The sequence below is a fragment of the Burkholderia sp. Se-20373 genome, from assembly GCF_017104705.1.
GTDB lineage: Bacteria > Pseudomonadota > Gammaproteobacteria > Burkholderiales > Burkholderiaceae > Burkholderia.
Genome location: NZ_JAAGPH010000046.1, coordinates 1 through 22,369, shown reverse-complemented (window position 1 = coordinate 22,369; position 22,369 = coordinate 1). Strand labels below are relative to the sequence as shown.

Genomic DNA, 22,369 nt, shown 5'->3' with positions numbered 1-22,369 from the left:
CGGTTTTCGTATCGGCGCATCGGCAGCGCCGACGCGCGCGAACGCTCAGTGCAGGATCTTCGCGAGGAAGTCCTTCGCGCGCTCCGATTTCGGATTCGAGAAGAAATCGTCCTTGCGGTCGTCCTCGACGATCGCGCCCTTGTCCATGAAGATCACGCGATGGGCGACCTTCTTCGCGAAGCCCATCTCGTGCGTGACGACCATCATCGTCATCCCTTCCTGCGCGAGTTCGACCATCACGTCGAGCACTTCGTTGATCATCTCCGGGTCGAGCGCGGACGTCGGCTCGTCGAACAGCATCGCGATCGGATCCATCGACAACGCACGCGCGATCGCGACACGCTGCTGCTGGCCGCCCGACAGCTGGCCCGGGAACTTGTGCGCATGCGCCTTCAGGCCGACGCGATCGAGCAGCTTCATGCCCTTCTCGTTCGCCTCGTCCTTGCCGCGGCCGAGCACCTTGACCTGCGCGAGCGTCAGGTTCTCGGTGATCGACAGGTGCGGGAACAGCTCGAAATGCTGGAACACCATCCCGACCTTCGAGCGCAGCTTCGACAGGTTCGTCTTCTTGTCGCCGACCGACTGGCCGTTCACGAGGATCTCGCCCTGCTGGAACGGCTCGAGGCCGTTCACGGTCTTGATCAGCGTGGATTTACCCGAACCCGACGGGCCGCACACGACGACCACTTCGCCTTTCTTGACCTCGGTCGTGCAGTCGGTGAGAACCTGAAACTGGCCGTACCACTTCGAAACGTTCTTGATGGAAATCATCTTGTGACCTTTTTCTGGAGACCCTTGACGAGTGCAGACGCCAACGAGCAAATCACGAAATAGCATGCGCCGGCGAACAGGACCATCTCGACGGTCGTGCCGTCGCGATCGCCGATGTTGGCCGCCGTGCGGAAGAAGTCCGCGAGACTGATCACGTACACGAGCGACGTATCCTGGAACAGGACGATCGCCTGCGTGAGCAGCAGCGGCACCATCGCGCGGAACGCCTGCGGCAGGATCACGAGGCGCATCGCCTGCGCGTAGTTCATGCCGAGCGCGAACGCGGCGTTCACCTGCCCGCGCGGCACCGCCTGGATGCCGGCGCGGATGATCTCGGAATAATACGCGGCTTCGAACAGCGAGAACGCGACCATCGCCGAGGCGAGACGGATGTCGATCGTCGGCGACAACCCGAGCACGCCCTGCAGCAGCTGCGGCACGATCAGGAAGAACCACAGCAGCACCATCACGAGCGGGATCGAGCGGAACACCGTCACGTACGCTTTCGCGAACCACGCGAGCGGCGTCACGCCCGACAGCCGCATCAGCGCCAGCAGCGTGCCCCAGACGATCCCGACCACGATCGCGATCAGCGTGATCTGGAACGTGACGACCGCCCCCGTCCACAGCGTCGGCAGCGCGCCGGGAATACTACTCCAGTCGAACTGATGCATCACTTGCCTCCGATATAGCCGGGCAGCCGCGTACGGCCTTCGATCCAGCGCATGAACGCCATCACGACGAGGTTGATGATCACGTAGGCGAGCGTCACCGCGATGAACGACTCATACGTCTGCGCGGTGTAGTCGACGAGCTGGCGCGCCTGCGCGGACAGGTCGAGCAGGCCGATCGTCGACGCGACGGCGGAGTTCTTGAAGATGTTCAGGAATTCCGACGTGAGCGGCGGCACGATGATCCGGTACGCAACGGGCAGCAGCACGTAGCGGTACGTCTGCCATTGCGTGAAACCCATCGCGAGGCCGGCGGCGCGCTGGCCCTTCGGCAGCGCGTTGATCCCCGAGCGCACCTGTTCGCACACGCGCGCGCCCGTGAACAGGCCGAGACAGATGATCGACGCGGTAAAGAACTGCGTGGCGGGCGGCAACTGCTTGATCCAGGTGCCGATCGATGCGGGCAGCAGCTCCGGTATCACGAGATACCAGACGAAGAACTGCACGATCAGCGGAATGTTCCGGAAGATCGACACGTACAGGGTGCCGATCGCGGACAGCCATTTGTTCGGCACGGTGCGCAGCACGCCGAACAGCGAACCGACGATCAGCGCGATGACCCAGGCGACGAGCGACACTTCGATGGTCACCCAGAAGCCGGACATCAGCCATCCGAAATAAGTCGTCGGCTCGCCGGTCGATACGGGGCTCAGGAAGATGCCCCAGTTCCAGTGGTAAGACATGGGCAAGACTCCAGCAAAAAGAGACGGAAGAAGCGGGGCCTCTTCCGTCTCATTAGCGTCATTTCTGCATCAACGGCCGTGCGGTCAGTCGAGCGCCTTGTCGTTCGGGTTCGCGTACAGCTTCTTCATCGAATCGGACAGCGGGAAGTTCAGGTTCAGCCCCTTCGGCGGGATCGGGTTCTCGAACCACTTCGCGTAGATCTTCGCGGCTTCGCCCGACTTCTCGACTTGCGAGATCGCGTCGTCGACGACCTTCTTGAAGTCTGCATCGCCCTTGCGCATCATGCAGCCGTACGCTTCTTCCGATTGCGGCGTGCCGACGATCACCCACTCGCCCGGCTGCTTCGCCTTCGCGCGTTCGCCCGCGAGCAGCGCGTCATCCATCATGAACGCCACCGCGCGGCCCGATTCCAGCGTATTGAACGAATCGCCGTGATCCTTCGCGCTGATGATGTTCATGCCGAGCTGCTTGTCGTTGTTCATCTTGCGCAGCAGGCGCTCCGACGTCGTGCCGGCGGTGGTCACGACCGTCTTGCCCTTCAGGTCGGCGAAATCCTTGACGCCCGAATCCTTCTTCGTCATCAGGCGCGTGCCGATCACGAAGATCGTGTCGGAGAACGCAGCCTGTTGCTGGCGCTCGACGTTGTTGGTGGTCGAGCCGCACTCGATGTCGACCGTGCCGTTCTGCACGAGCGGGATGCGGTTCTGCGACGTGACCGGAATGTTCTTCACCTGCAGGTTCGGCAGGTTCAGCTTCTTCTTCACCGCGTCGACCACCTTCAGCTGGAATTCGCGCGAATAGCCGACCACTTGCTGGTTCTGGTCGTAGTAGGAGAACGGAATCGACGATTCGCGATGCCCCAGCGCGATCACGCCCGTGTCCTTGATCTTCTTCAGCGTGCCCGTCTCCTGAGCATGCGCGCCACTTGCGAACGCGCAAAGCGCCGCGAACATCAGGACTGCCTTTTGGTATTTCATTTTGGTCATCTCCTTGGCTAAAACCCGCGCCAGTGTATCAAAGTAATATTTTTGAAAGTACTGGTTGTTTACCGCACTACGAATCGCGCTGCGCGAAGCCTTCCTCCCGGCTTCGGGCGCCCCTTCCGGCGCCTGAATGCGCGCGCGGGCGATGCCGGATTCGGCACCGCCCGCGAGGGTTCATGCACGCAACCGGATGGATTGCGTCATGGATTGATCGTAGTCAACCGATCCGAAATCGGCAACCGCGGATCAGGGGTAGAGGCCGCGCATTTCGCGCGCCATCAGGATGCGCTTGCACGCAACGATGAACGCCGCGGTGCGCACCGACACCTTGTGCTCTTCCGCGACCGCCCACACGCCGGAGAACGCTTCGCGCATCACGCGTTCGAGACGGTGGTTGATCTCGTCTTCCGTCCAGAAGAAGCTCGAGAAATCCTGCACCCATTCGAAGTACGACACGGTCACGCCGCCCGCGTTCGCGATCACGTCCGGGATCACCAGCACGCCGTTCGCGGTCAGGATGTCGTCCGCCGCCGTCGTCGTCGGGCCGTTCGCGCCTTCGACGATGATCTTCGTGCGGATCTTCCCTGCGTTCTTCTCGGTGATCTGGTTTTCCAGTGCCGCCGGGATCAGGATGTCGGTTTCGACGGTCCAGAACTCGTCATTCGGCATCGGCTCCGCGCCTTCGAAGCCCGCGACGCCGCCCGTGCGTGCGACGTGGTCGAGCAGCTTGTTCGAATCCAGACCGGCCGGCTGGTAGATCGTGCCCGTGTGATCCTGCACCGCGATCACCTTTGCACCCGCTTCCTGGAACAGCTTCGCCGCGATGCCGCCGACGTTGCCGAAGCCCTGCACCGCGATGCGTGCGCCTTCGATCTCGAGGCCCTTCTTCTTCGCCGCTTCGCTGCCGACGACGAACACGCCGCGGCCCGTTGCTTCCTTGCGGCCGAGCGAACCGCCGAGTGCGATCGGCTTGCCGGTCACGACGCCGGTCGACGTCTGGCCCTGGTTCATCGAGTACGTGTCCATCATCCACGCCATCACCTGTTCGTTGGTGTTGACGTCCGGCGCCGGAATGTCGGTGTTCGGGCCGATGATGATGCCGATTTCGCTGGTGTAGCGGCGCGTCACGCGCTCGAGCTCACCACGCGACAGCTTGCGCGGGTCGACGCGGATACCGCCCTTCGCGCCGCCGTACGGCACGTTCACGGCCGCGTTCTTGACCGACATCCATGCGGACAGTGCCATCACTTCCGACAGCGTCACGTCCTGGTGGTAACGCACGCCGCCCTTGCCCGGGCCGCGCGACACGTTGTGCTGCACGCGATAGCCTTCGAAGTGCGCGACGGTACCGTTATCGAGCTCGATCGGGCAGTCGACGATCAGGATGCGCTTCGGGCGCTTCAGCGTTTCGAGCCAGCGCGACAGCGAGCCGAGGTACGGCGCGACGCGATCGACTTGCTGAAGGTAGTTGCCCCACGGGCCGAGATCGTCGGCGTGCAGGTAGGACGGGATGGACTGCAATTGCGAAGACATGGATGCTCCAACGGTCAACAGGTGCGCACATTGTCGAAAAACCCGTTTTTTTTATCCAATGCCGTTTGCTTATTCGATTATGCGTTTCTTGCATGATCGCGATTTTTCGCAAATCCGCGGTCGATTTGCGCAAGAACGCCCGCGATCGAACGTGCATCGCGTGCACGAAAAATCGTGTTTCCTGGAGGCGGGACGGCCGCCGAACAGCCGCCCGACAGGCATCGCAAGCTCGACGACAGGAGGCCGGCGGTTAACCGCCCACGGTTAGCCCGCGGTTTCGCGCAGTTCGTCGCGCACGACGTCCCACAGCGCACGCACGAGCCTCTGCCGCGGATCGTCGCCCTGCAGCGCGAGCTTGTCGCAGTACAGCCGGATCTCCATGGTCAGGGTGAACGGGAACGCGCCGCCGCGCACCGACCGGTCGAGCCGGATCAGGCGGCCGCCCGCGACCGCATCCTCGACCGCGCTGTGCGGCAGGAACGCGACCCCGTGGCCCGCGAGCGCCATCGCCTTCAGCCCTTCGGCCATGTCGGTCTCGTAGACGCGATCGAGGAACAGCGGTGTCGTCGCATTCGCGACGATGACTTCCGTCATCCGGCCGAGATACGCGTTCGGTGTATAGGACAGGTACGGCACGCGCGCGTCGGCGGTGCCGGGCAGCGTATAGCGCGGCCGTCCCGCGCGGCCCGGCGCCGAGAACGGGCTGATCGGCTCGCTGCCGAGGATCAGCATGTCGTAGCGCGCCGGGTCGAGCGCGACCGGATGGCTCGGGTGGTGGTAGCCCATCACGAGATCGCAGCCGCCCTCGACGAGCGACAGCACCGCGTCGTGCACGTTCAGCGCGCGCAGCCGCGTGTGGACCTGGCCCATCTTCGCCTCGATCCGCTGCAGCCAGCGCGGGAAATACGTGAGCGACAGCGTATGCGGCACCGCGAACTCGATCGTCGGCACCAGCGCGCCGACGTGGCCGCGCAGCAGCGTGCGCGCCTCGTGCGCCTGCGACAGCATCGTCAGCGCCTGTTCGTAGAAGATCTGCCCGGCCTGCGTGAGCCGCGTCGGATAGACCGAACGATCGATCAGTTCGGTCGCGAGCCATGCCTCGAGCGCCTGGATGCGCCGCGAAAACGCCGGCTGCGACACGTGCCGCAGCTCGGCGGACCGGCTAAAGCTGCGCGTTTCCGCGAGCGAAACGAAGTCTTCGAGCCATTTCAGTTCCATGCAGGCGGGCGCGGCGGGCGGCGGTCGGGAAGAAGCCTGCATTCTACCGGCGGGCGGGCCCGGCCGGCGGTACGTCAAGCGGCCCGGCGCCCCGCCGCGAACGGGCGCCGGCGCGGTATCGGTACGCGGCAGCGCCCGCCGGCCGCGCTCAGCCGGGATCGTCCCGCGCCAATGGTAAAATGCCCGATTCTCCCTCCCCTCGCTCGACCCGGCCCCAAGGCCCGCCCGATCATGTCCGACACTCGTCCCGATACGCTTTTCGCCCTCACCGCGCTTTCGCCCATCGACGGCCGCTACGCCAGCAAGACCGAAGCGCTGCGCGACTGGCTCTCCGAAGCCGCCTTCATGCGCCACCGCGTCACCGTCGAGGTGCACTGGCTGATCGCGCTGTCGCGCGCCGGCTTCGCGGAAGTCCCGCGCTTCTCCGATGCGTCGGAACAGTTCCTGCTGCAGCTCGCCGAGCGCTTCACCGCGCACGACGCCGCCCGCATCAAGGACATCGAGCGCGTGACGAACCACGACGTGAAGGCCGTCGAATACTGGCTGAAGGAATCGGTGAAGGGCCAGGAAGAACTCGAAAAGGCCAGCGAATTCATCCACTTCGCGTGCACGTCGGAAGACATCAACAACACGTCGCACGGCATGATGCTCGCCGGCGCGCGCGAACACGTGATCCTGCCGGCGCTGCGCACGGTCTACCAGCGCCTCGTCGCACTCGCGCACGCGCACGCCGAGCAGCCGATGCTGTCGCGCACGCACGGCCAGCCGGCCAGCCCGACGACGCTCGGCAAGGAACTCGCGAACGTCGCGGCCCGCCTCGCCCGTGCGATCACGCGCATCGAGAAGGTCGAGATCCTCGGCAAGATGAACGGCGCGGTCGGCAACTTCAACGCGCACCTGTCGGCGTATCCGGAATTCGACTGGGAAGCGTTTTCGCGCGACGTGATCGAGAACCGCCTGAAGCTCACGTTCAACCCGTACACGATCCAGATCGAGCCGCACGACTACATGGCCGAGCTGTTCGACGCCGTGGCGCGCGCGAACACGATCCTGCTCGACCTCGACCGCGACGTGTGGGGCTACATCTCGGTCGGTTACTTCAAGCAGAAGACGAAAGCCGGTGAAATCGGCTCGTCGACGATGCCGCACAAGGTCAACCCGATCGACTTCGAGAACTCGGAAGGTAACCTCGGCCTCGCGAACGCGACGCTGCGCCACCTCGCCGACAAGCTGCCGGTGTCGCGCTGGCAGCGCGACCTGACCGACTCGACGGTGCTGCGCAACATGGGCGTCGCGCTCGGCTACTCGCTGCTCGCGTACGACTCGCTGATCCGCGGCCTCGACAAGCTCGAAGTGAACCCGCAGCGCCTGAACGAAGACCTCGACAACTGCTGGGAAGTGCTCGCCGAGCCGGTGCAGACGGTGATGCGCCGCTACGGCATCGAGAACCCGTACGAGCAGCTGAAGGAACTGACGCGCGGCAAGGGCATCACGCGCGAAGCGCTGCAGGAGTTCGTCGGCACGCTCGCGATTCCGCAAGAGGCGAAGGATCTCCTGCTCGCGATGACGCCGGCATCGTACATCGGCAAGGCCGTCGAACTCGCGAAGCGGATCGCGTAAGCGCCGCCGTCTGCGCACGTAAAAAAGCCCGATGCGAGCAATCGCATCGGGCTTTTTCGTTGCCTGCGCGGCAGCATCAGAACGAGATCATCCGCCCCGGATTGAGCGCGCTCATCACGCTCATCGCGGCCTTCGCCGCGGGAATCGCGATCGGCGACAACTGGCGGCCGAGCGGAATCGCGCGATGGTCGATGCCGGTCAGCATCGAGAAATCGTCGTTACGGCCGACGAAATCGTCACAGATCGCCTTGCCGATCCGCACCGTCTGCGCGACGCCGTGGCCGCTCCAGCCCTGCACCATGTACATCGGCACACGGCCGTCGGTCTTGCGGCTGTCGGTCGCGCCGTTCAGCGTGAAGTCGCTGACGCCGCTCCAGCAGTAGTCGAGCGCGAACCGGCCGTCATGCTGCGGGAACACCGTGTTCAGCCGCGTCAGCAGGTACGCGTTCACGTCGGGCTGCGCCCAGCACGTGCCGGTGCCCTGCCCGCCGAACAGCAGGCGGTTGCCGCGGATCGGCCGGTAATAGTCGATCTGGAACTGCGTGTCGTACACCGGCATGCCGGCCGGCATCAGCGTCGCGACGTCGACGTCGAGCGGCGCCGTCACGCTCACGTAGGTAAAGAACGGCACCGTGGTCGCCGCGCCGTCGTCGAGCAGCCGGAACGTCGTGTTGTGCAGCGCGAGCACCACGCCGCGGCGCGCGGTGATCGTGCCGCCCGGCGTCGTCGCGACGACGCCTTCCGGCGTCTCGTCGAGCTCGAGCACCTCGGTGCCCTCGAACAGCGCGCCGCCGTTCAGCCGGAAGCCGTGCACGAGGCCGCGCACCAGCGCGAGCGGATGAATCTGCCCGCCGATCGCGTCGATCGCCGCGCCGTGATACAGCCCCGAGCGCACGTATTCGTCATCCAGCTGATGGCGGCCGACGAGCGTCACGCCCGCGTCGCCGAGATGACGGCGCGCATCCGCGCCGTCCAGCAGCGCGCTCATGTGGCCCGGGTGCACCGCCGCCGTAATGTGGCCGCGCTTGCGGTCGAACTCGAGCGCGTAACGTGCGCCGATCGCATCGATCAGGTCCATCGATTCGGCCGATGCGAAGCGCCACAGCCGCTTCGCGTCGTCGTGCGACAGGTAGTCGATCATGTCGGCGGCTTCCCAGCGCGCGAGGCCGGGCGTCAGTTGCCCGCCGTTGCGGCCCGATGCGGCCGAGCCGACGTGGTGCTTGTCGACGAGGATCGTGTCGACACCCGCTTCCGCGAGATGCAGCGCGGCCGACGCGCCGAGCAGGCCCGCGCCGATCACGAGCACGTCGCAGACGGCATCGTGCGCGAGCGACGCGCTGTTCGCGTGGCGCGACAGCGACGCCTCGTACCAGTTCGCCGGGTGCTCGCCGTCGTAGCGGGCCGGGTCGCACCAGTTCCAGTTGTCTTTTTCGATGTTCAGTTGCGTTGGTTCGAAACGCGATTCGCCCTGGATCAGGGATGGATTGTTGAAAGTCATGATTGCACTTGCATGGTCTTGAGCCGCCTGTCGATGCGCCCCGTTGCATCGGGGCGTCGCGGGTGGGGCAGCCGGTTCCACTTGGGTGTCAACGAGATAAAGGGCGCGCTGGCCCGTGTTGACGGCAGACACGCTCGCGTCTGCCTGGATCCCGGACTGTGCGAAAGCACGTATTGAAAGGTGCCGGGACACCCAATTTCTACACCGCAGAAATAATTCTGCAGTGTAGAATAAGCTTTCGTCAAGTTTACAGCCGGTGCCGCACCGGCCCGCCAGCCCGCATCGATGAAACACAAACCCGCCCAAGGCCCGCGCGGCCTCGACAAGGATGCGATCGTCGCGGCCGCACTCGCGCTGCTCGAAGACGTCGGCGAAGCCGCGTTCAGCGTGCGCAAGCTCGCGCAGTCGGTTGGCTGCGACCCGATGAGCGTGCTGTATCACTTCAAGTCGAAGGAAGGCCTGAGCCGCGCGATCGCGAACGCGCTGTCGCGCTCGCTCGTGCCGGTCGACACTGCGCTGCCGTGGCGCGAACGGCTACGCGACCTCGCACGCCAGTACCGCGCGCTCGCGCTGCGCTACCCGGCCGCGTTCGCGCTGCTGCAGCGGCACATGAGTACCGGGCCGGCCGATCTCGCGCACATCGAGGCCGTGCATCGCGCGCTGGCCGATGCCGGCATCCCGCGCGCGGCGCTGCCGTCGGTGTGCGTCGGCTGGTATGCGAGCGTGATCGGCCTGGCCGCTGCGGAAGCCGGCGGCCTCACGCGCGCCGCGAACGATGTCGAGCTCGCGGAAATGGAAGCGCTGTCCGACGCCGCGCATCCGCTCGTCAAGGCCGCCGCCCCGCTCTATGCGCAGCTCGATCCGGCAGCCGTGCACGACACGATGCTCGACGTGCTGCTCGACGGCATCGCGAAGCAGGCGCACGCGGCCTGACGCCGGCCTGCGCGCCGCCAACGAAAAAGGCGCCCGAAGGCGCCTTTTTCATGACGATTGCCGCGAACCGCGCTCAGTGCTGCTGCGCGATGCCGATCTTCAGCATGACCTGATCGACGATCTGCTCGGGCGTCAGCTCGATGCTGACCTCGATCGCTTCGTCCGGGCCCGGCTCCTCGAGCGTGTCGAGCTGGCTCTTCAGCAGCGACGGATCGAAGAAATGGCCGGTGCGGCTCTTCAGACGCTCGTGCAACACCTCGAACGAACCCTTCAGATACACGAACCGCACGTCGGTGTCGGTGCCACGCAGCACGTCGCGGTACGACCGCTTCAGCGACGAGCACGTGAACACGGCCGTCTCACCGGCACGCTGCTTTTCCTCGATGGCCGCGCGGATCGTGCGCAGCCACGGCCAGCGGTCGTCATCGGTCAGCGGAATGCCGTTGTGCATCTTTTCCTTGTTCGCCGCGCTGTGAAACGCGTCGCCATCGGTATAGCTGCACGACAGGCGTTCCGCCAGCATTTCGCCGATCAGCGACTTGCCGGCGCCCGACACGCCCATTGCGATCAGAATCATTGACTACCCCTTGTTACAGAACCATGCTCAGCAGCAGTGTAAAGCCGAGGCCGAGCACCGAGATGATCGTTTCGAGCAACGACCAGGTCTTGAACGTCTGACCGACCGTCATCCCGAAGTATTCCTTGATCAGCCAGAAGCCGCCGTCGTTCACGTGCGAGAAGATCAGCGAGCCCGAGCCCGTGGCGAGCACCAGCAGTTCCGGGCTGACCGTCGTGCCGGCCGCCGCCGCGATCGGCGCGACGATGCCGCAGGCCGTCGTCATCGCGACCGTCGCCGAACCCGTCGCGAGACGCATCAGCGCGGCGACGAACCAGCCAAGCAGCAGCGGCGACAGGTGCGCGTGCTTCGCCGTTTCGACGATCTGCTGCGAAATCCCGCTGTCGCGCAGGACGCCGCCGAAGCCGCCACCCGCGCCGACGATCAGCGTGATGCCCGCGATCGGTGCCAGGCACTCGCCGCAGAATTTCTGGATCTGGTCGCGGTTGAAGCCCTGCAGCTTGCCGAACGTGAAGAAGCTCACGAGCACGGCGATCAGCAGCGCGACGTCCGAGTTACCGGCGAAGCGCAGCAGGTTGTTCGGCAGCGACTTCGGCGTGAACACCAGGTCGGCCCAGCTGCCGACGAGCATCAGCACGACGGGCAGCAGGATCGTGAACAGCGTGATGCCGAAGCTCGGCAGTTCGCGCTTTTCACCGTTCGCGCGCGAGTCGACGAACTGCGCGGCGAGCGGGTTGTTTTCCGGCAGCTTCACGAACTTCGAGATCGTCAGCGCGAACAGCGGGCCCGCGATGATCGCGGTCGGCACGCCGACGATCAGGCCGAACGCGATCGTCTTGCCGATATCGGCGCCGTATTGCTGAACGGCCAGCAGCGCGGCCGGGTGCGGCGGGATCAGCCCGTGCACGACGGACAGGCCGGCCACCATCGGCAGGCCGACGACGAGCAGCGACTTGCCGGTGCGCTTCGCGACGTTGAACGCGATCGGGATCAGCAGCACGAAGCCGACTTCGAAGAACACCGGCAGGCCGACGATGATCGCGACGAACATCATCGCCCAGTGGATGTTCTTTTCACCGAACCAGTCGATCAGCGTGGTCGCGATCCGTTCGGCGCCGCCCGATTCGGCCATCATCTTGCCGAGCATCGTGCCGAGGCCGACGACGATCGCGATGTGGCCAAGCGTACCGCCGGTGCCCGTCTCGAACGACTTGACGATCTTGTCCATCGGCATGCCGACGACCAGGCCGAGGCCGAGCGAAACGATGATCAGCACCAGGAACGGGTAGATCTTGTAGCGCGCGATCATCAGGATCAGCGCGGCAATCGCGATCAGCGTGAATACGAGCAGCATGCTGCCTTGGACAGCCCCCATGTGGCACTCCTCCTAGAATTGTTCGAACCGGGCGAGTTGTTGCGAGTATGCCCGGCTATGCAGGTCTCCGAAACACGGGGGGTACCCACCCCGTCAGGACGCTGAATTTTACTTATCTTTACGGCCCACGGATAGAACCGGTTCCATCAGCAAAAACCCTCGGTAAAACAAGCACTAAGGCTCGCTTTCCGAGGGCTGAACCGTCATCTCGTACAAGTCTTAACGGGGAAGCTGGCTCGCGGCTTGCGCGAGGCGCGTGACTTCGGCCCAGTCCTGCGCGGCGAGCGCGGCTTTCGGCGTGAGCCACGAGCCGCCGACGCACACGACGTTCGGCAGTTTCAGGAAATTCGGCGCGGTTTCGACGGTGATGCCGCCGGTCGGGCAGAACTTCAGCGCCGGGAACGGGCCGTGGAACGCCTGCAGCATCGGCACGCCGCCCGCCTGCTGCGCGGGGAAGAACTTCACGATCTCGTAGCCGAATTCGAGCGCCTGGATGATGTCGCTCGGCGTCATCACGCCCGGCAGCAGCGGCAGGCCCGCGTCAAGGGACGCGAGGTGCAGCTCCTTCGTCAGGCCCGGCGACACGCCGAACTTCGCGCCCGCGCGCTTCGCCTGCTCGCAATGCTCGGGCTTCGTGATCGTGCCGACGCCGACGACGATGTCGTCCGCGAGCTGGCTGGCGCGCTGGATCGCTTCCAGGCCGGCCGGCGTGCGCAGCGTGATCTCGAGCACCTTCACGCCGCCTGCGTGCAGTGCACGCGACACGTGTTCGCCCTGCTCGACCGAGTCGAATGCGAGCACCGGAATGACCGGGCCCAGCTTCACGATTTCAGCAATCGTCTTCATTGAATTGGCTCCTTGAAATTCATGCGGCGACGTGGGTGGCGGTTTCGCCGACCAGCGCGCCGAAAACCGATGCGCCCTGCTCGGCCGGCGCGGCGGCCGCGCGGAACACGCCGAACAGTTCACGCCCGAAACCGACTTCGTTCTCGGCCTGGTGCAGCGGCTGCGCGACCGGGCGCGCCTGCCACTCGGCGGCGTCGACCTCGATGTCGAGCACGCCGGCTTCCGCGTCGATCACGAGCGTATCGCCCGTCTTCACCTTGCCGAGCGGGCCGGCGAGCAGCGCTTCCGGCGACACGTGGATCACGGCCGGCACCTTGCCCGACGCGCCCGACATGCGGCCGTCGGTGACCAGCGCGACGTGGAAGCCCTGATCCTGCAGCACGCCGAGCAGCGGCGTCAAACGGTGCAGCTCGGGCATCCCGTTCGCGCGCGCGCCCTGGAAGCGCACCACCGCGACGAAATCTCGCTTCAGCTCGCCGCGATCGAATGCTTCCTGCACGGCTTCCTGCGAATCGAACACGATCGCGGGCGCCGTCACCTTGCGGTGCTCGGGCGCGACCGCCGAAATCTTGATCACGCCGCGGCCGAGGCGGCCCTGCATCAGACGCAGGCCGCCGTCCGGCTGGAACGGGTCGCGGATGCCGCGCAGCACCTTCGTGTCGTGGCTCTCGGCCGCGCCGTCGACCCAAGCGAGCTTGCCGTCGATCAGCTTCGGCTCCTTCGTGTAGTGCGCGAGACCCTTGCCGGCGACCGTCGTCACGTCCTCGTGCAGCAGCCCGCCTTCGAGCAGGTTGCGGACCAGGAAGGCCACGCCGCCCGCCGCGTGGAAATGGTTGACGTCGGCCTTGCCGTTCGGGTAGATCTTCGCGAGCAGCGGCACGACCGCCGACAGTTCGTCGAAATCGTTCCAGTCGATCAGGATGCCGGCCGCGCGCGCGATCGCGACGAGGTGCAGCGTGTGGTTGGTCGAGCCGCCCGTCGCGAGCAGCGCGACGATCCCGTTGACGATCGCCTTCTCGTCGATCACGTGGCCGATCGGCGTGTAGTGGCCGCGCTCGACGGTCAGGTCGAGCACGCGGCGCGCGGCCTCGGCCGTCAGCGCGGTGCGCAGCGGTGTGTGCGGGTGGACGAAAGCCGAGCCCGGCAGGTGCAGGCCCATCAGCTCCATCAGCATCTGGTTGCTGTTCGCGGTGCCGTAGAACGTGCAGGTGCCGTGGCCGTGATACGCGGCCGATTCCGCTTCGAGCAGCGCGTCGCGGCCGACCTGGCCGGTCGCGAACTGCTGGCGGATCTTCGCCTTGTCGTCGTTCGACAGGCCGCTCGTCATCGGGCCGGCCGGCACGAAGATCGTCGGCAGGTGGCCGAACTGCAGCGCGCCGATCAGCAGGCCCGGCACGATCTTGTCGCAGATGCCAAGGCAGAGCGCCGCGTCGAACATGTTGTGCGTGAGCGCGATCGCCGTGCCCATCGCGATCGCCTCGCGCGAGAACAGCGACAGCTCCATCCCCGGGTTGCCCTGCGTGACGCCGTCGCACATCGCCGGCACGCCGCCCGCGAACTGCGCGACCCCGCCGTTCTCGCGCGCGGCCGCCTTGATGATCTCGGGGAAATCCCTGTACGGCGCGTGCGCGGACAGCATCTCGTTGTACGAGGACACGATGCCGATGTTCGGCTCGCGGATCGCCTTGATCGAGAACTTGTCGTTACCCTCGAGGCCGGCGAAGCCGTGCGCGAGGTTCGCGCACGACAGCGCGCCGCGTGCCGGGAACTTGCCCTGCGCGCCGTCGATGCGCTGCAGATAGGCGGAACGGGTCGATTGGCTGCGGGCGATCACGCGTTCGGTGACCTTCGCCAGAGTGGGGTGCAGCGACGTCATGCTGGGCGCTCCTGTATGCCGGCCGACACCGGCGGTTGGAATCGTGGGGACGGTCGAACGCGTCGACAGAACGAAGCCAGTCTAGTAGAAAAACTACAAGCACGCAATGCGAATTCATCGACCCGCAACCCCCATTCCCGCTACCAGCAAGGCCAAACCTAGTGAAAACCCTAATCATCTCCATCTAAAGCATTACACCAGTGCTAGTATTTTCTTGTAGATTTTCTACAATTCGATTGCGATACACTCGCTCATCCGAACCCGATTTCTGCCTGCCGTCCCATGCTGCCCCGCATCGAAGCGATCCGCACCGAGTTGCGCCCGTCCGAGCGCAAGCTCGCCGACTACATCCTCGCCGCGCCGCGCGAGGTGCTCGACCTCGCGATGACCGAGCTGTCGACGCGCGCGGGCGTCAGTCAGCCGACGATCGCCCGCTTCTGCCAGGCGCTCGGCTGCAGCGGCTTTCGCGAATTCAAGATCCGGCTCGCGCAGAGCGTCGCGCCGGGCGTGTCGTCGGTCTATCGCGACGTCGAGCCCGACGAACCGGCGCCCGGCATCATCGGCAAGGTGTTCGACCGCACGATCGGCGCACTGATCGAAGTGCGCAACAGCCTGTCCGCCGGCAGCGTCGCCGAGGCGATCGGATTGTTGTCGAACGCGTCGCGGATCGAGTTCTACGGCGCCGGCGGCTCGGGTATCGCCGCGCAGGACATCCAGCACAAGTTCTTCCGGCTCGGCGTGCCGAGCGTCGCGTATTCGGATCCGCACACGTTCTCGATGTCGTCGGCGCTGCTCGGCGCGCACGATGTCGTGGTCGCGATCTCGAACACCGGCCGCACGCGTGACATCGTCGACGCCGCACGCTCCGCGCTCGCATGCGGCGCGAAAGTCGTCGCTATCACGCAGAGCCATTCGCCGCTCGCGAAGCTCGCGACGGTGAGTCTCGCGTCGAACGTGGCGGAGGAAACGGACGTGTTCTCGCCGATGACGTCGCGGATGTCGCATCTCGCGATCGGCGACATCCTCGCGGTCGGCGTCGCGCTGTCGCGCGGCCCCGCACTGATGGAGCGGGTCGGCCGTGCGAAGGAGGCGATCACGCGCCGCCGGATCGACGACGGCACGAAGGATTGAGCAGACGCCGCGCCGACCGCGCGCACAAACCGTAAACGACGAACGGCGCCCCGCGGGGCGCCGTTGCGCGTCAGGCAGCGCCGGCAACCTCGCCGGCCATGCCGCTCAAAACGGCTTGATCACGACCAGCGCGACCGCCGCGAGCATGCCGAGCACCGGCAGCTCGTTGAACACGCGATACCACTTGTCGGTGCGGCGGTTCTCGCCACGCTCGAACACTCGCAGCAGGTACCCGCAATACGCGTGATAGACGATCAGCAGCAGCACGACCGTCACCTTCGCGTGAATCCAGCCCTGCCCCTGCCCGATGCCGATCGACAGCCAGAGCCACAGCCCGCAGGCCAGCGCCGGCACCGCGATCATCGTCATGAAGCGGAACAGCTTGCGCGCCATCAGCAGCAGGCGACGTACGGCGGCCGGATCGGTTTCCATGGCCAGGTTCACGTAGATGCGCGGCAGGTAGAACAACCCTGCAAACCACGCGGCGATCAGAACGATATGGAACGTCTTGACCCAGAGCATCGCCATCGATTGTGTGCCTCGCTGTTTACTGGCGGCCTTCGCCGTGTCCGAGCACGACGTACTTCAGCGACGTCAGCCCTTCCAGGCCGACGGGGCCGCGTGCGTGCAGCTTGTCGTTCGAGATGCCGATTTCCGCGCCGAGGCCGAATTCGAAGCCGTCCGCGAAGCGTGTCGATGCGTTGACCATCACGCTCGCCGAATCGACCTCGCGCAGGAACCGCATCGCGCGGTCGTGATCCTCGGTGACGATCGCATCGGTGTGGTGCGAGCCGTAATGGTTGATGTGCTCGACCGCGGCGTCGAGGCCGTCGACGACCTTGATCGCGAGCACAGGCGCGAGATACTCGGTGTGCCAATCTTCCTCGGTGGCGTCGACGAGCGGGCCGACGCCCGCATCGGCGAGCACCGCGCGCGCGGCCGCATCGACGCGCAGCTCGACCTGCTTGTCGCGATACAGCTTGCCGAGCGGCGGCAGCAGCGTCGCCGCGACACCGCTCGCGACGAGCAGCGTCTCCATCGTGTTGCAGGTGCCGTAGCGGTGTGTCTTCGCGTTGTCGCAGACGGTCAGCGCCTTGGCGAGATCGGCACGATCGTCGACGTACACGTGGCAGATGCCGTCGAGGTGCTTGATCATCGGCACGCGCGCCTCGTTGATCAGGCGCTCGATCAGGCTCTTGCCGCCGCGCGGCACGATCACGTCGACGTATTCGGTCATCGTGATCAGCTTGCCGACCGCCGCGCGATCGGCCGTCGCGACGACCTGCACCGCGTCCTGCGGCAGGCCGGCGGCTTCGAGCCCTTCGCCGATCAGCTTCGCGAGCGCGGCGTTCGATTCGAGCGCTTCGGAGCCGCCGCGCAGGATCGTCGCGTTGCCCGACTTCAGGCACAGCGCGGCCGCGTCGATCGTCACGTTCGGGCGCGATTCGTAGATGATGCCGATCACGCCGAGCGGCACACGCATCTGGCCGACCTGGATGCCGCTCGGGCGGTACTTGAGGTTGCCGATCTCGCCGATCGGATCGGCCAGCGACGCCACCTGGCGCAAGCCTTCGACCATCGTCTTCAGCGCCTTGTCCGACAGCGTCAGGCGGTCGACGAACGCGGCATCCAGCCCCTTTTCACGGGCACGGGCGACATCGCGGGCATTCGCGTCCTTCAGCACCTGTGCGTCGCGTTCGATCGCGCGCGCCACGGCGTCGAGCGCCGCGTTCTTCGCCGCCGTGCTGGCGCGCGCCATCGCGCGGGAAGCGTGCCGGGCGCGACGGCCCAGGTCGGTCATGTACTGATCGATATCCATCGTGTGACTCGAGAAGCGCGCCGCGCGGGGCGGCATGAATTCGTGGGGAAGCGTGAGCGGCGGCGGCCGGAAGGCCGCGCCAACTATCGAAACATTGTAAGCGGGTTGCGCAGCGCGCGCTGAAGGCCCGAACGGGACTTAGCGTCGCACGCGCCCCGCGGTCGGCGGTCGCTCGCCGCGGGCACCGGCCACCGTCATCGCGAGCTGGAAAAGCCCGTCCCACGGATCGGGAGGCGGTTCGTCCTGCGTACGGCGGCCCGGCGCGATGGCCGTGAGCCCCTTGACCTGACGGTCGAGCTTCGCGGCAAACGCGAGCGCCTTCTCAAGCACGGCTTCGGACACGCGATTCAGCGCGGGGCCGATCAGCCGCTCACGCGGCCCCCATACGCGGTTCTCGCGCAGCAGCGTTGCCAGCGGCTTGCCGGCCGTCGTGCCGCGCTTGATCCGCAACAGCGTGCGCAATTCCTCGACGACGGCCCACATCACGAGCACGATCGCCTCGCCCTCGCCCTTCAACCCGTCGATCATCCGCGCGAGCCGCGCGGCGTCGCCGGCGAGCATGGCTTCGTTCAGCTTGAAGACGTCGTAACGCGCGACGTTCAGCACCGCGTCGTGCACCTGCTCGAACGACAGCGCACCCTGCGGATACAGCAGCCCGAGCTTCTGGATTTCCTGGTGCGCGGCGAGCAGGTTGCCTTCGACGCGCTCGGCGATGAACTGCAGCGCGCGCCGCCCGTCCTCGCCGGGCGCGGCGCGCTGGCCCTGCAGCGCGAGGCGCTGGCCGATCCAGTTCGGCAGCTGCGCGCGGTCGACCGGATCGATCTTCAGCGCGACGCCGCCGTTCTGCAGCGCGGTGAACCACGCGGATTTCTGCGTGGCCGCGTCGAGACGCGGCAGCGTGACGAGCATCAGCGCGTCGGGGTTCGGCGTGGCCGCGAGCGTCTTCAGCGCATCGGCGCCTTCCTTGCCGGGCTTGCCCGACGGAATGCGCAGCTCGATCAGCTGGCGCTCGCCGAACAGCGACATCGCCTGGGTCGCGCCGAGCAGCACGCTCCAGTCGAAGCCGCGCTCGACCGTATGCACCGAACGCTCGGTGAAGCCGGCCGCGCGCGCGGCCGCACGAATGCGGTCGCACGCTTCCTGCGCGAGCAGCGGCTCGTCGCCGTAGACGGTATAGAGCCCGGCCAACCCCTTCGCGAGGTGCGGCTCCAGCGCATCAAGTCGCAGTTGCATCGATACGTGCGCCGTCGATCAGAGCGGCGGCGGCGGCAGCGGCGCGCGCGGTGCGACGCCCGGTACCACGTCTTCCGGTGCCGGCGTCAGCGAATGGACGATCGCGAGACGCCGCATCAGCTGGTCGACCGCGTCGCTCTGCATGTCGGCGTACAGGAGGTCCGCTTCCTGCGCCTTCGCGTTCGTGTACTGATCGCTGTACGTCATCGCGCGGTTCAGCGCGATCACGCTCGGCGGGATCAGCACGGTGCCGTCCTTGCTCGTCAACTGATAACGCAACGTATAGAAGAGCGCGTATTCCTGCGCCGAACCGTACTTGTTGAGCGTCAGCGTGTTCTGGCCACGCGATTCCCACATGGTCAGCACGGCGTCGGCGTCGTCCGCCGACTTGACGATCTTCGTGTCGCTGCCGGCCTCGACGAGGCGCACAAGGCGCGCCTCGACCGGCGCCGGCGCGCCGGCGATCAGCAGGTGCTTGAACGCGTAGTCCTGCTGGCCGCGCAACTGGAAGCCGCATGCCGACAGCGCAACCGCGCTGCCGACAGCGAGCATCAAAAACGATCTGCGGATCACCTTCGCTCCTTCTGGGTACGTCCGATGGCCGGCGGCCGTCAGACGACGATGTTCACGAGGCGGCCCGGCACGACGACGATCTTCTTCGCCGGCTTGCCGTCGCTGAACTTCGCGAACGCGTCGTCGGCCACTGCCGCGGCTTCGATCGCCTCGCGGCTCGCGTCCTTCGCCACCTTCAGCGCGCCGCGCACCTTGCCGTTCACCTGCAGCACGAGTTCGATCTCGGCCTGCTCGAGCGCGGCCTCGTCGACCTTCGGCCACGGTGCGTCGAGCAGCGGGCCGAATTCGTCCGCGTAGCCGAGCGCCTTCCACAGCTCGAACGTGACGTGCGGCACGACCGGGTACAGCACGCGCAGCAGCACGCCGTACGTTTCACGCAGCACGCCGGGCGTCGCGCCCTTCGCACCGTCGATCGCGTTCAGCATCTTCATCGCAGCCGACACGACCGTGTTGTACTGCAGGCGCTGGTAGTCGAAATCGGCCTGCTTCAGCACGCTGTAGATCTCGCGGCGCAGCGCCTTGTCGGCGTCGCCGAGCGCGGCCGCATCGAAGCCCGCGCGCGCAGCGAGCACTTCGCGGTTCGTCGCGCCGAAGCTCCACACGCGGCGCAGGAAGCGGCTCGCGCCTTCGACGCCCGCACCCGACCACTCGAGCTGCTGCTCGGGCGGCGCGGCGAACATCGTGAACAGGCGCGCGGTATCCGCGCCGTACTGGTCGATCAACAGCTGCGGATCGACACCGTTGTTCTTCGACTTCGACATCTTCTCGATGCCGCCGAGCACGACCGGCTGGCCGTCCGCGTTCAGCGTCGCGCCGACCGGGCGGCCCTTGTCGTCGTGCGTGACCGTCACGTCGAGCGGGTTGTACCACGTCTTCTTGCCCGATGCGTCCTCGCGGTAGTACGTCTCGTTCAGCACCATGCCCTGCGTGAGCAGGTTCTTCGCCGGCTCGCCGAACTTCACGAGGCCGAGGTCGCGCATCACCTTGGTCCAGAAACGCGAATACAGCAGGTGCAGGATCGCGTGCTCGATGCCGCCGATGTACTGGTCCATCGGCATCCAGTAGTCGGTGCGCGCGTCGACCATCGTCTCGGCGTCCGGCGCCGTGTAGCGCGAGAAGTACCACGACGAATCGACGAAGGTGTCCATCGTGTCGGTCTCGCGCTTGGCCGCCGCGCCGCACTTCGGGCACGTGCAGTTCAGGAACGCTTCCGATTTCGCGAGCGGGTTGCCCGAGCCGTCCGGTACGAGGTCTTCCGGCAGCACGACGGGCAGATCCTGCTCGGGCACCGGCACGTCGCCGCACGACGGGCAGTGGATGATCGGGATCGGCGTGCCCCAGTAGCGCTGGCGCGACACGCCCCAGTCGCGCAGGCGCCACGTGACCTGCTTGTCGCCGAAGCCGCCGGCGTTCAGGTCGGCCGCGACCGCGTCGACGGCTTGCGCATAGGGCAGGCCGTCGTACTTGCCGCTGTTCACGCAGACCGCGGTGTCCTTGTCGCCGTACCACTCCTGCCAGGCGTCGAGCGAGTACTGCTGGCCTTCGGCAGAGATCACCTGCTTGATCGGCAGGTCGTATTTCTTCGCGAATGCGAAATCGCGCTCGTCGTGGCCCGGCACGCCCATCACCGCGCCTTCGCCATAGCTCATCAGCACGTAGTTGCCGATCCACACCTCGACCGGCTCGCCGGTCAGCGGGTGCGTGACCGAGAAGCCCGTCGCGACGCCCTTCTTCTCCATCGTTGCGACGTCAGCCTCGGCGACGCCGCCGCGCTTGCATTCGTCGATGAACGCGAGCAGCTCGGGCTTGTCCTGCGCGAGGCGCGTGGCGAGCGGATGCTCGGCCGCGATCGCGCAGAAGGTGACGCCCATGATCGTGTCGGCACGCGTCGTGAACACGCGCAGCAGCTTCTTCTCGCCGTCGAGTTCGTACGGGAAGCCGAAGTTCACGCCGAAGCTCTTGCCGATCCAGTTCTGCTGCATGATCTTCACGCGCTCGGGCCAGCCGAGGCCGTCGAGGTCGTTCAGCAGCTCATCCGCGTACTGCGTGATGCGCAGGTAGTACATCGGGATCTCGCGCTTCTCGACGAGCGCCCCCGACCGCCAGCCGCGGCCATCGATCACCTGCTCGTTCGCGAGCACGGTCTGGTCGACCGGGTCCCAGTTCACGGTGCCCGTCTTCTTGTACGCGATGCCCTTCTCGAGCATCTTCAGGAACAGCCACTGGTTCCACTTGTAGTAGTCGGGCTTGCACGTCGCGATTTCGCGCGACCAGTCGATCGCGAGGCCCATCGACTGCATCTGGCGCTTCATGTAGTCGATGTTGTCGTAGGTCCACTTCGCGGGCGGCACGCCGTTCGCCATCGCGGCGTTCTCGGCCGGCATCCCGAACGCATCCCAGCCCATCGGCATCAGCGTGTTGTAGCCGTTCATCCGCAGATAGCGGTACATCACGTCGTTGATCGTGTAGTTGCGCACGTGACCCATGTGCAGCTTGCCGGACGGGTACGGCAGCATCGACACGCAGTAGAACTTCGGCTTCTGCGAATCTTCCTTCGTCTTGTAGGCATCGGCTGCGCGCCAGTCGCCCTGGGCGGCGGCTTCGACGTCGGCGGGTACGTATCTCTCGTGCATGGTGTGGTTCGGACTAGGCTTTAAGCGACGCGACGGCGCGCGCGCAGGAGTGGATCGAAAATCGTGCTTGCCCGGCGGACCTGCAGGTTCGCTGTTGCCGGACCTGTTCGCGGTTTCCGGGCATTTTCCGGGTAACCCGCAGCATGCCCGGGTAGCCTGGAAAATTCCGGGTTACCTGAAACAAGCCTGCCAACCGGGAAAAACGTTGATTATACCGCCCGCGCAGGCCCATTCGACCGGTCTTGCCGCGTGCGGCCCGATCCCGCGGCGGGGACAGGCGCGCCGGCTCCGCTCAGCGGTTGGCCGGCACGGCGGGCGCCGCCGCGGAACCGCCC

Annotated in this window: 20 protein-coding genes; 4 read left to right on the top strand and 16 right to left on the bottom strand. The window is 66.1% G+C overall.

Annotated features, from left to right (window positions below):
• Nucleotides 1–45 precede the first annotated feature (45 nt).
• The 6 genes from G3N96_RS17160 to G3N96_RS17135 form a co-directional block, all read right to left on the bottom strand.
• Nucleotides 46–771, bottom strand: coding sequence for an amino acid ABC transporter ATP-binding protein (locus G3N96_RS17160; RefSeq protein WP_011350949.1), 726 nt, complete (start codon nt 769–771; stop codon nt 46–48).
• On the bottom strand, nt 768–1,445 hold the full coding sequence (gene gltK / locus G3N96_RS17155; protein ID WP_089439233.1) for a glutamate/aspartate ABC transporter permease GltK: 678 nt from the start codon (nt 1,443–1,445) through the stop codon (nt 768–770). Before gltK ends, G3N96_RS17160 begins: the two co-directional genes overlap by 4 nt.
• Complete coding sequence (locus G3N96_RS17150; RefSeq protein WP_089494094.1) at nt 1,445–2,185, bottom strand: amino acid ABC transporter permease; 741 nt, start codon at nt 2,183–2,185, stop codon at nt 1,445–1,447. The genes gltK and G3N96_RS17150 overlap by 1 nt, the downstream gene beginning before the upstream one ends.
• Before the next feature lie 84 nt (nt 2,186–2,269).
• Nucleotides 2,270–3,163 carry a glutamate/aspartate ABC transporter substrate-binding protein gene (locus G3N96_RS17145; protein ID WP_179243611.1) on the bottom strand — a complete coding sequence of 298 codons (894 nt, stop codon included), beginning with the start codon at nt 3,161–3,163 and terminating at the stop codon, nt 2,270–2,272.
• Between the two features lie 252 nt (nt 3,164–3,415).
• On the bottom strand, nt 3,416–4,702 hold the full coding sequence (locus tag G3N96_RS17140; RefSeq protein WP_011350945.1) for a Glu/Leu/Phe/Val dehydrogenase: 1,287 nt from the start codon (nt 4,700–4,702) through the stop codon (nt 3,416–3,418).
• A 264-nt stretch (nt 4,703–4,966) separates the two neighbouring features.
• Complete coding sequence (locus tag G3N96_RS17135; protein ID WP_124576502.1) at nt 4,967–5,920, bottom strand: LysR substrate-binding domain-containing protein; 954 nt, start codon at nt 5,918–5,920, stop codon at nt 4,967–4,969.
• A gap of 231 nt (nt 5,921–6,151) precedes the next feature.
• Between G3N96_RS17135 and purB the strand changes: the two genes are divergently transcribed.
• Nucleotides 6,152–7,540: an adenylosuccinate lyase gene (purB, locus tag G3N96_RS17130; protein WP_089439230.1), complete on the top strand. Its 1,389-nt coding sequence runs from the start codon at nt 6,152–6,154 to the stop codon at nt 7,538–7,540.
• Between the two features lie 76 nt (nt 7,541–7,616).
• Here purB and G3N96_RS17125 read toward each other — a convergent pair whose 3' ends face one another.
• Complete coding sequence (locus G3N96_RS17125; RefSeq protein WP_206137924.1) at nt 7,617–9,038, bottom strand: FAD-dependent oxidoreductase; 1,422 nt, start codon at nt 9,036–9,038, stop codon at nt 7,617–7,619.
• 285 nt (nt 9,039–9,323) lie between these two features.
• On the opposite strand from G3N96_RS17125, the gene G3N96_RS17120 reads away from it, so the two are divergent.
• On the top strand, nt 9,324–9,971 hold the full coding sequence (locus tag G3N96_RS17120) for a TetR/AcrR family transcriptional regulator C-terminal domain-containing protein (RefSeq protein WP_206137923.1): 648 nt from the start codon (nt 9,324–9,326) through the stop codon (nt 9,969–9,971).
• Nucleotides 9,972–10,044: 73 nt separating this feature from the next.
• Here the strand turns inward: G3N96_RS17120 and G3N96_RS17115 are convergent, their stop codons facing one another.
• The 4 genes from G3N96_RS17115 to edd form a co-directional block, all read right to left on the bottom strand.
• On the bottom strand, nt 10,045–10,548 hold the full coding sequence (locus G3N96_RS17115) for a gluconokinase (protein WP_047851621.1): 504 nt from the start codon (nt 10,546–10,548) through the stop codon (nt 10,045–10,047).
• A gap of 13 nt (nt 10,549–10,561) precedes the next feature.
• Nucleotides 10,562–11,923 (bottom strand): GntP family permease, encoded by a 1,362-nt coding sequence (locus tag G3N96_RS17110; protein ID WP_206137922.1) that lies wholly within the window; start codon nt 11,921–11,923, stop codon nt 10,562–10,564.
• A 219-nt stretch (nt 11,924–12,142) separates the two neighbouring features.
• The gene (gene eda, locus G3N96_RS17105) at nt 12,143–12,769 is read right to left on the bottom strand and encodes a bifunctional 4-hydroxy-2-oxoglutarate aldolase/2-dehydro-3-deoxy-phosphogluconate aldolase (protein ID WP_011350938.1); all 627 of its coding nucleotides are present in this window, start codon (nt 12,767–12,769) and stop codon (nt 12,143–12,145) included.
• Nucleotides 12,770–12,788: 19 nt separating this feature from the next.
• Nucleotides 12,789–14,645, bottom strand: coding sequence for a phosphogluconate dehydratase (gene edd / locus G3N96_RS17100; protein WP_206137921.1), 1,857 nt, complete (start codon nt 14,643–14,645; stop codon nt 12,789–12,791).
• 282 nt (nt 14,646–14,927) lie between these two features.
• On the opposite strand from edd, the gene G3N96_RS17095 reads away from it, so the two are divergent.
• Nucleotides 14,928–15,776 carry a MurR/RpiR family transcriptional regulator gene (locus G3N96_RS17095; protein ID WP_206137920.1) on the top strand — a complete coding sequence of 283 codons (849 nt, stop codon included), beginning with the start codon at nt 14,928–14,930 and terminating at the stop codon, nt 15,774–15,776.
• Between the two features lie 105 nt (nt 15,777–15,881).
• Here G3N96_RS17095 and G3N96_RS17090 read toward each other — a convergent pair whose 3' ends face one another.
• From G3N96_RS17090 to leuS, 5 genes are all read right to left on the bottom strand, one after another.
• Nucleotides 15,882–16,304: a CopD family protein gene (locus G3N96_RS17090; RefSeq protein WP_089424484.1), complete on the bottom strand. Its 423-nt coding sequence runs from the start codon at nt 16,302–16,304 to the stop codon at nt 15,882–15,884.
• 19 nt (nt 16,305–16,323) lie between these two features.
• Nucleotides 16,324–17,595, bottom strand: a complete 1,272-nt coding sequence (locus G3N96_RS17085) for a glutamate-5-semialdehyde dehydrogenase (RefSeq protein WP_206137919.1) — start codon at nt 17,593–17,595, stop codon at nt 16,324–16,326.
• A gap of 138 nt (nt 17,596–17,733) precedes the next feature.
• A complete protein-coding gene (gene holA / locus G3N96_RS17080) occupies nt 17,734–18,828 on the bottom strand; it encodes a DNA polymerase III subunit delta (RefSeq protein WP_206137918.1) in 1,095 nt (364 codons plus the stop codon).
• 18 nt (nt 18,829–18,846) lie between these two features.
• Nucleotides 18,847–19,401 (bottom strand): LPS assembly lipoprotein LptE, encoded by a 555-nt coding sequence (lptE, locus tag G3N96_RS17075; RefSeq protein ID WP_089494091.1) that lies wholly within the window; start codon nt 19,399–19,401, stop codon nt 18,847–18,849.
• A 38-nt stretch (nt 19,402–19,439) separates the two neighbouring features.
• Nucleotides 19,440–22,034, bottom strand: coding sequence for a leucine--tRNA ligase (gene leuS / locus G3N96_RS17070; RefSeq protein ID WP_206137917.1), 2,595 nt, complete (start codon nt 22,032–22,034; stop codon nt 19,440–19,442).
• 94 nt (nt 22,035–22,128) lie between these two features.
• Between leuS and G3N96_RS17065 the strand changes: the two genes are divergently transcribed.
• A partial coding sequence (locus G3N96_RS17065; protein WP_206137916.1) for a hypothetical protein occupies nt 22,129–22,369 on the top strand: 241 nt, incomplete at its 3' end.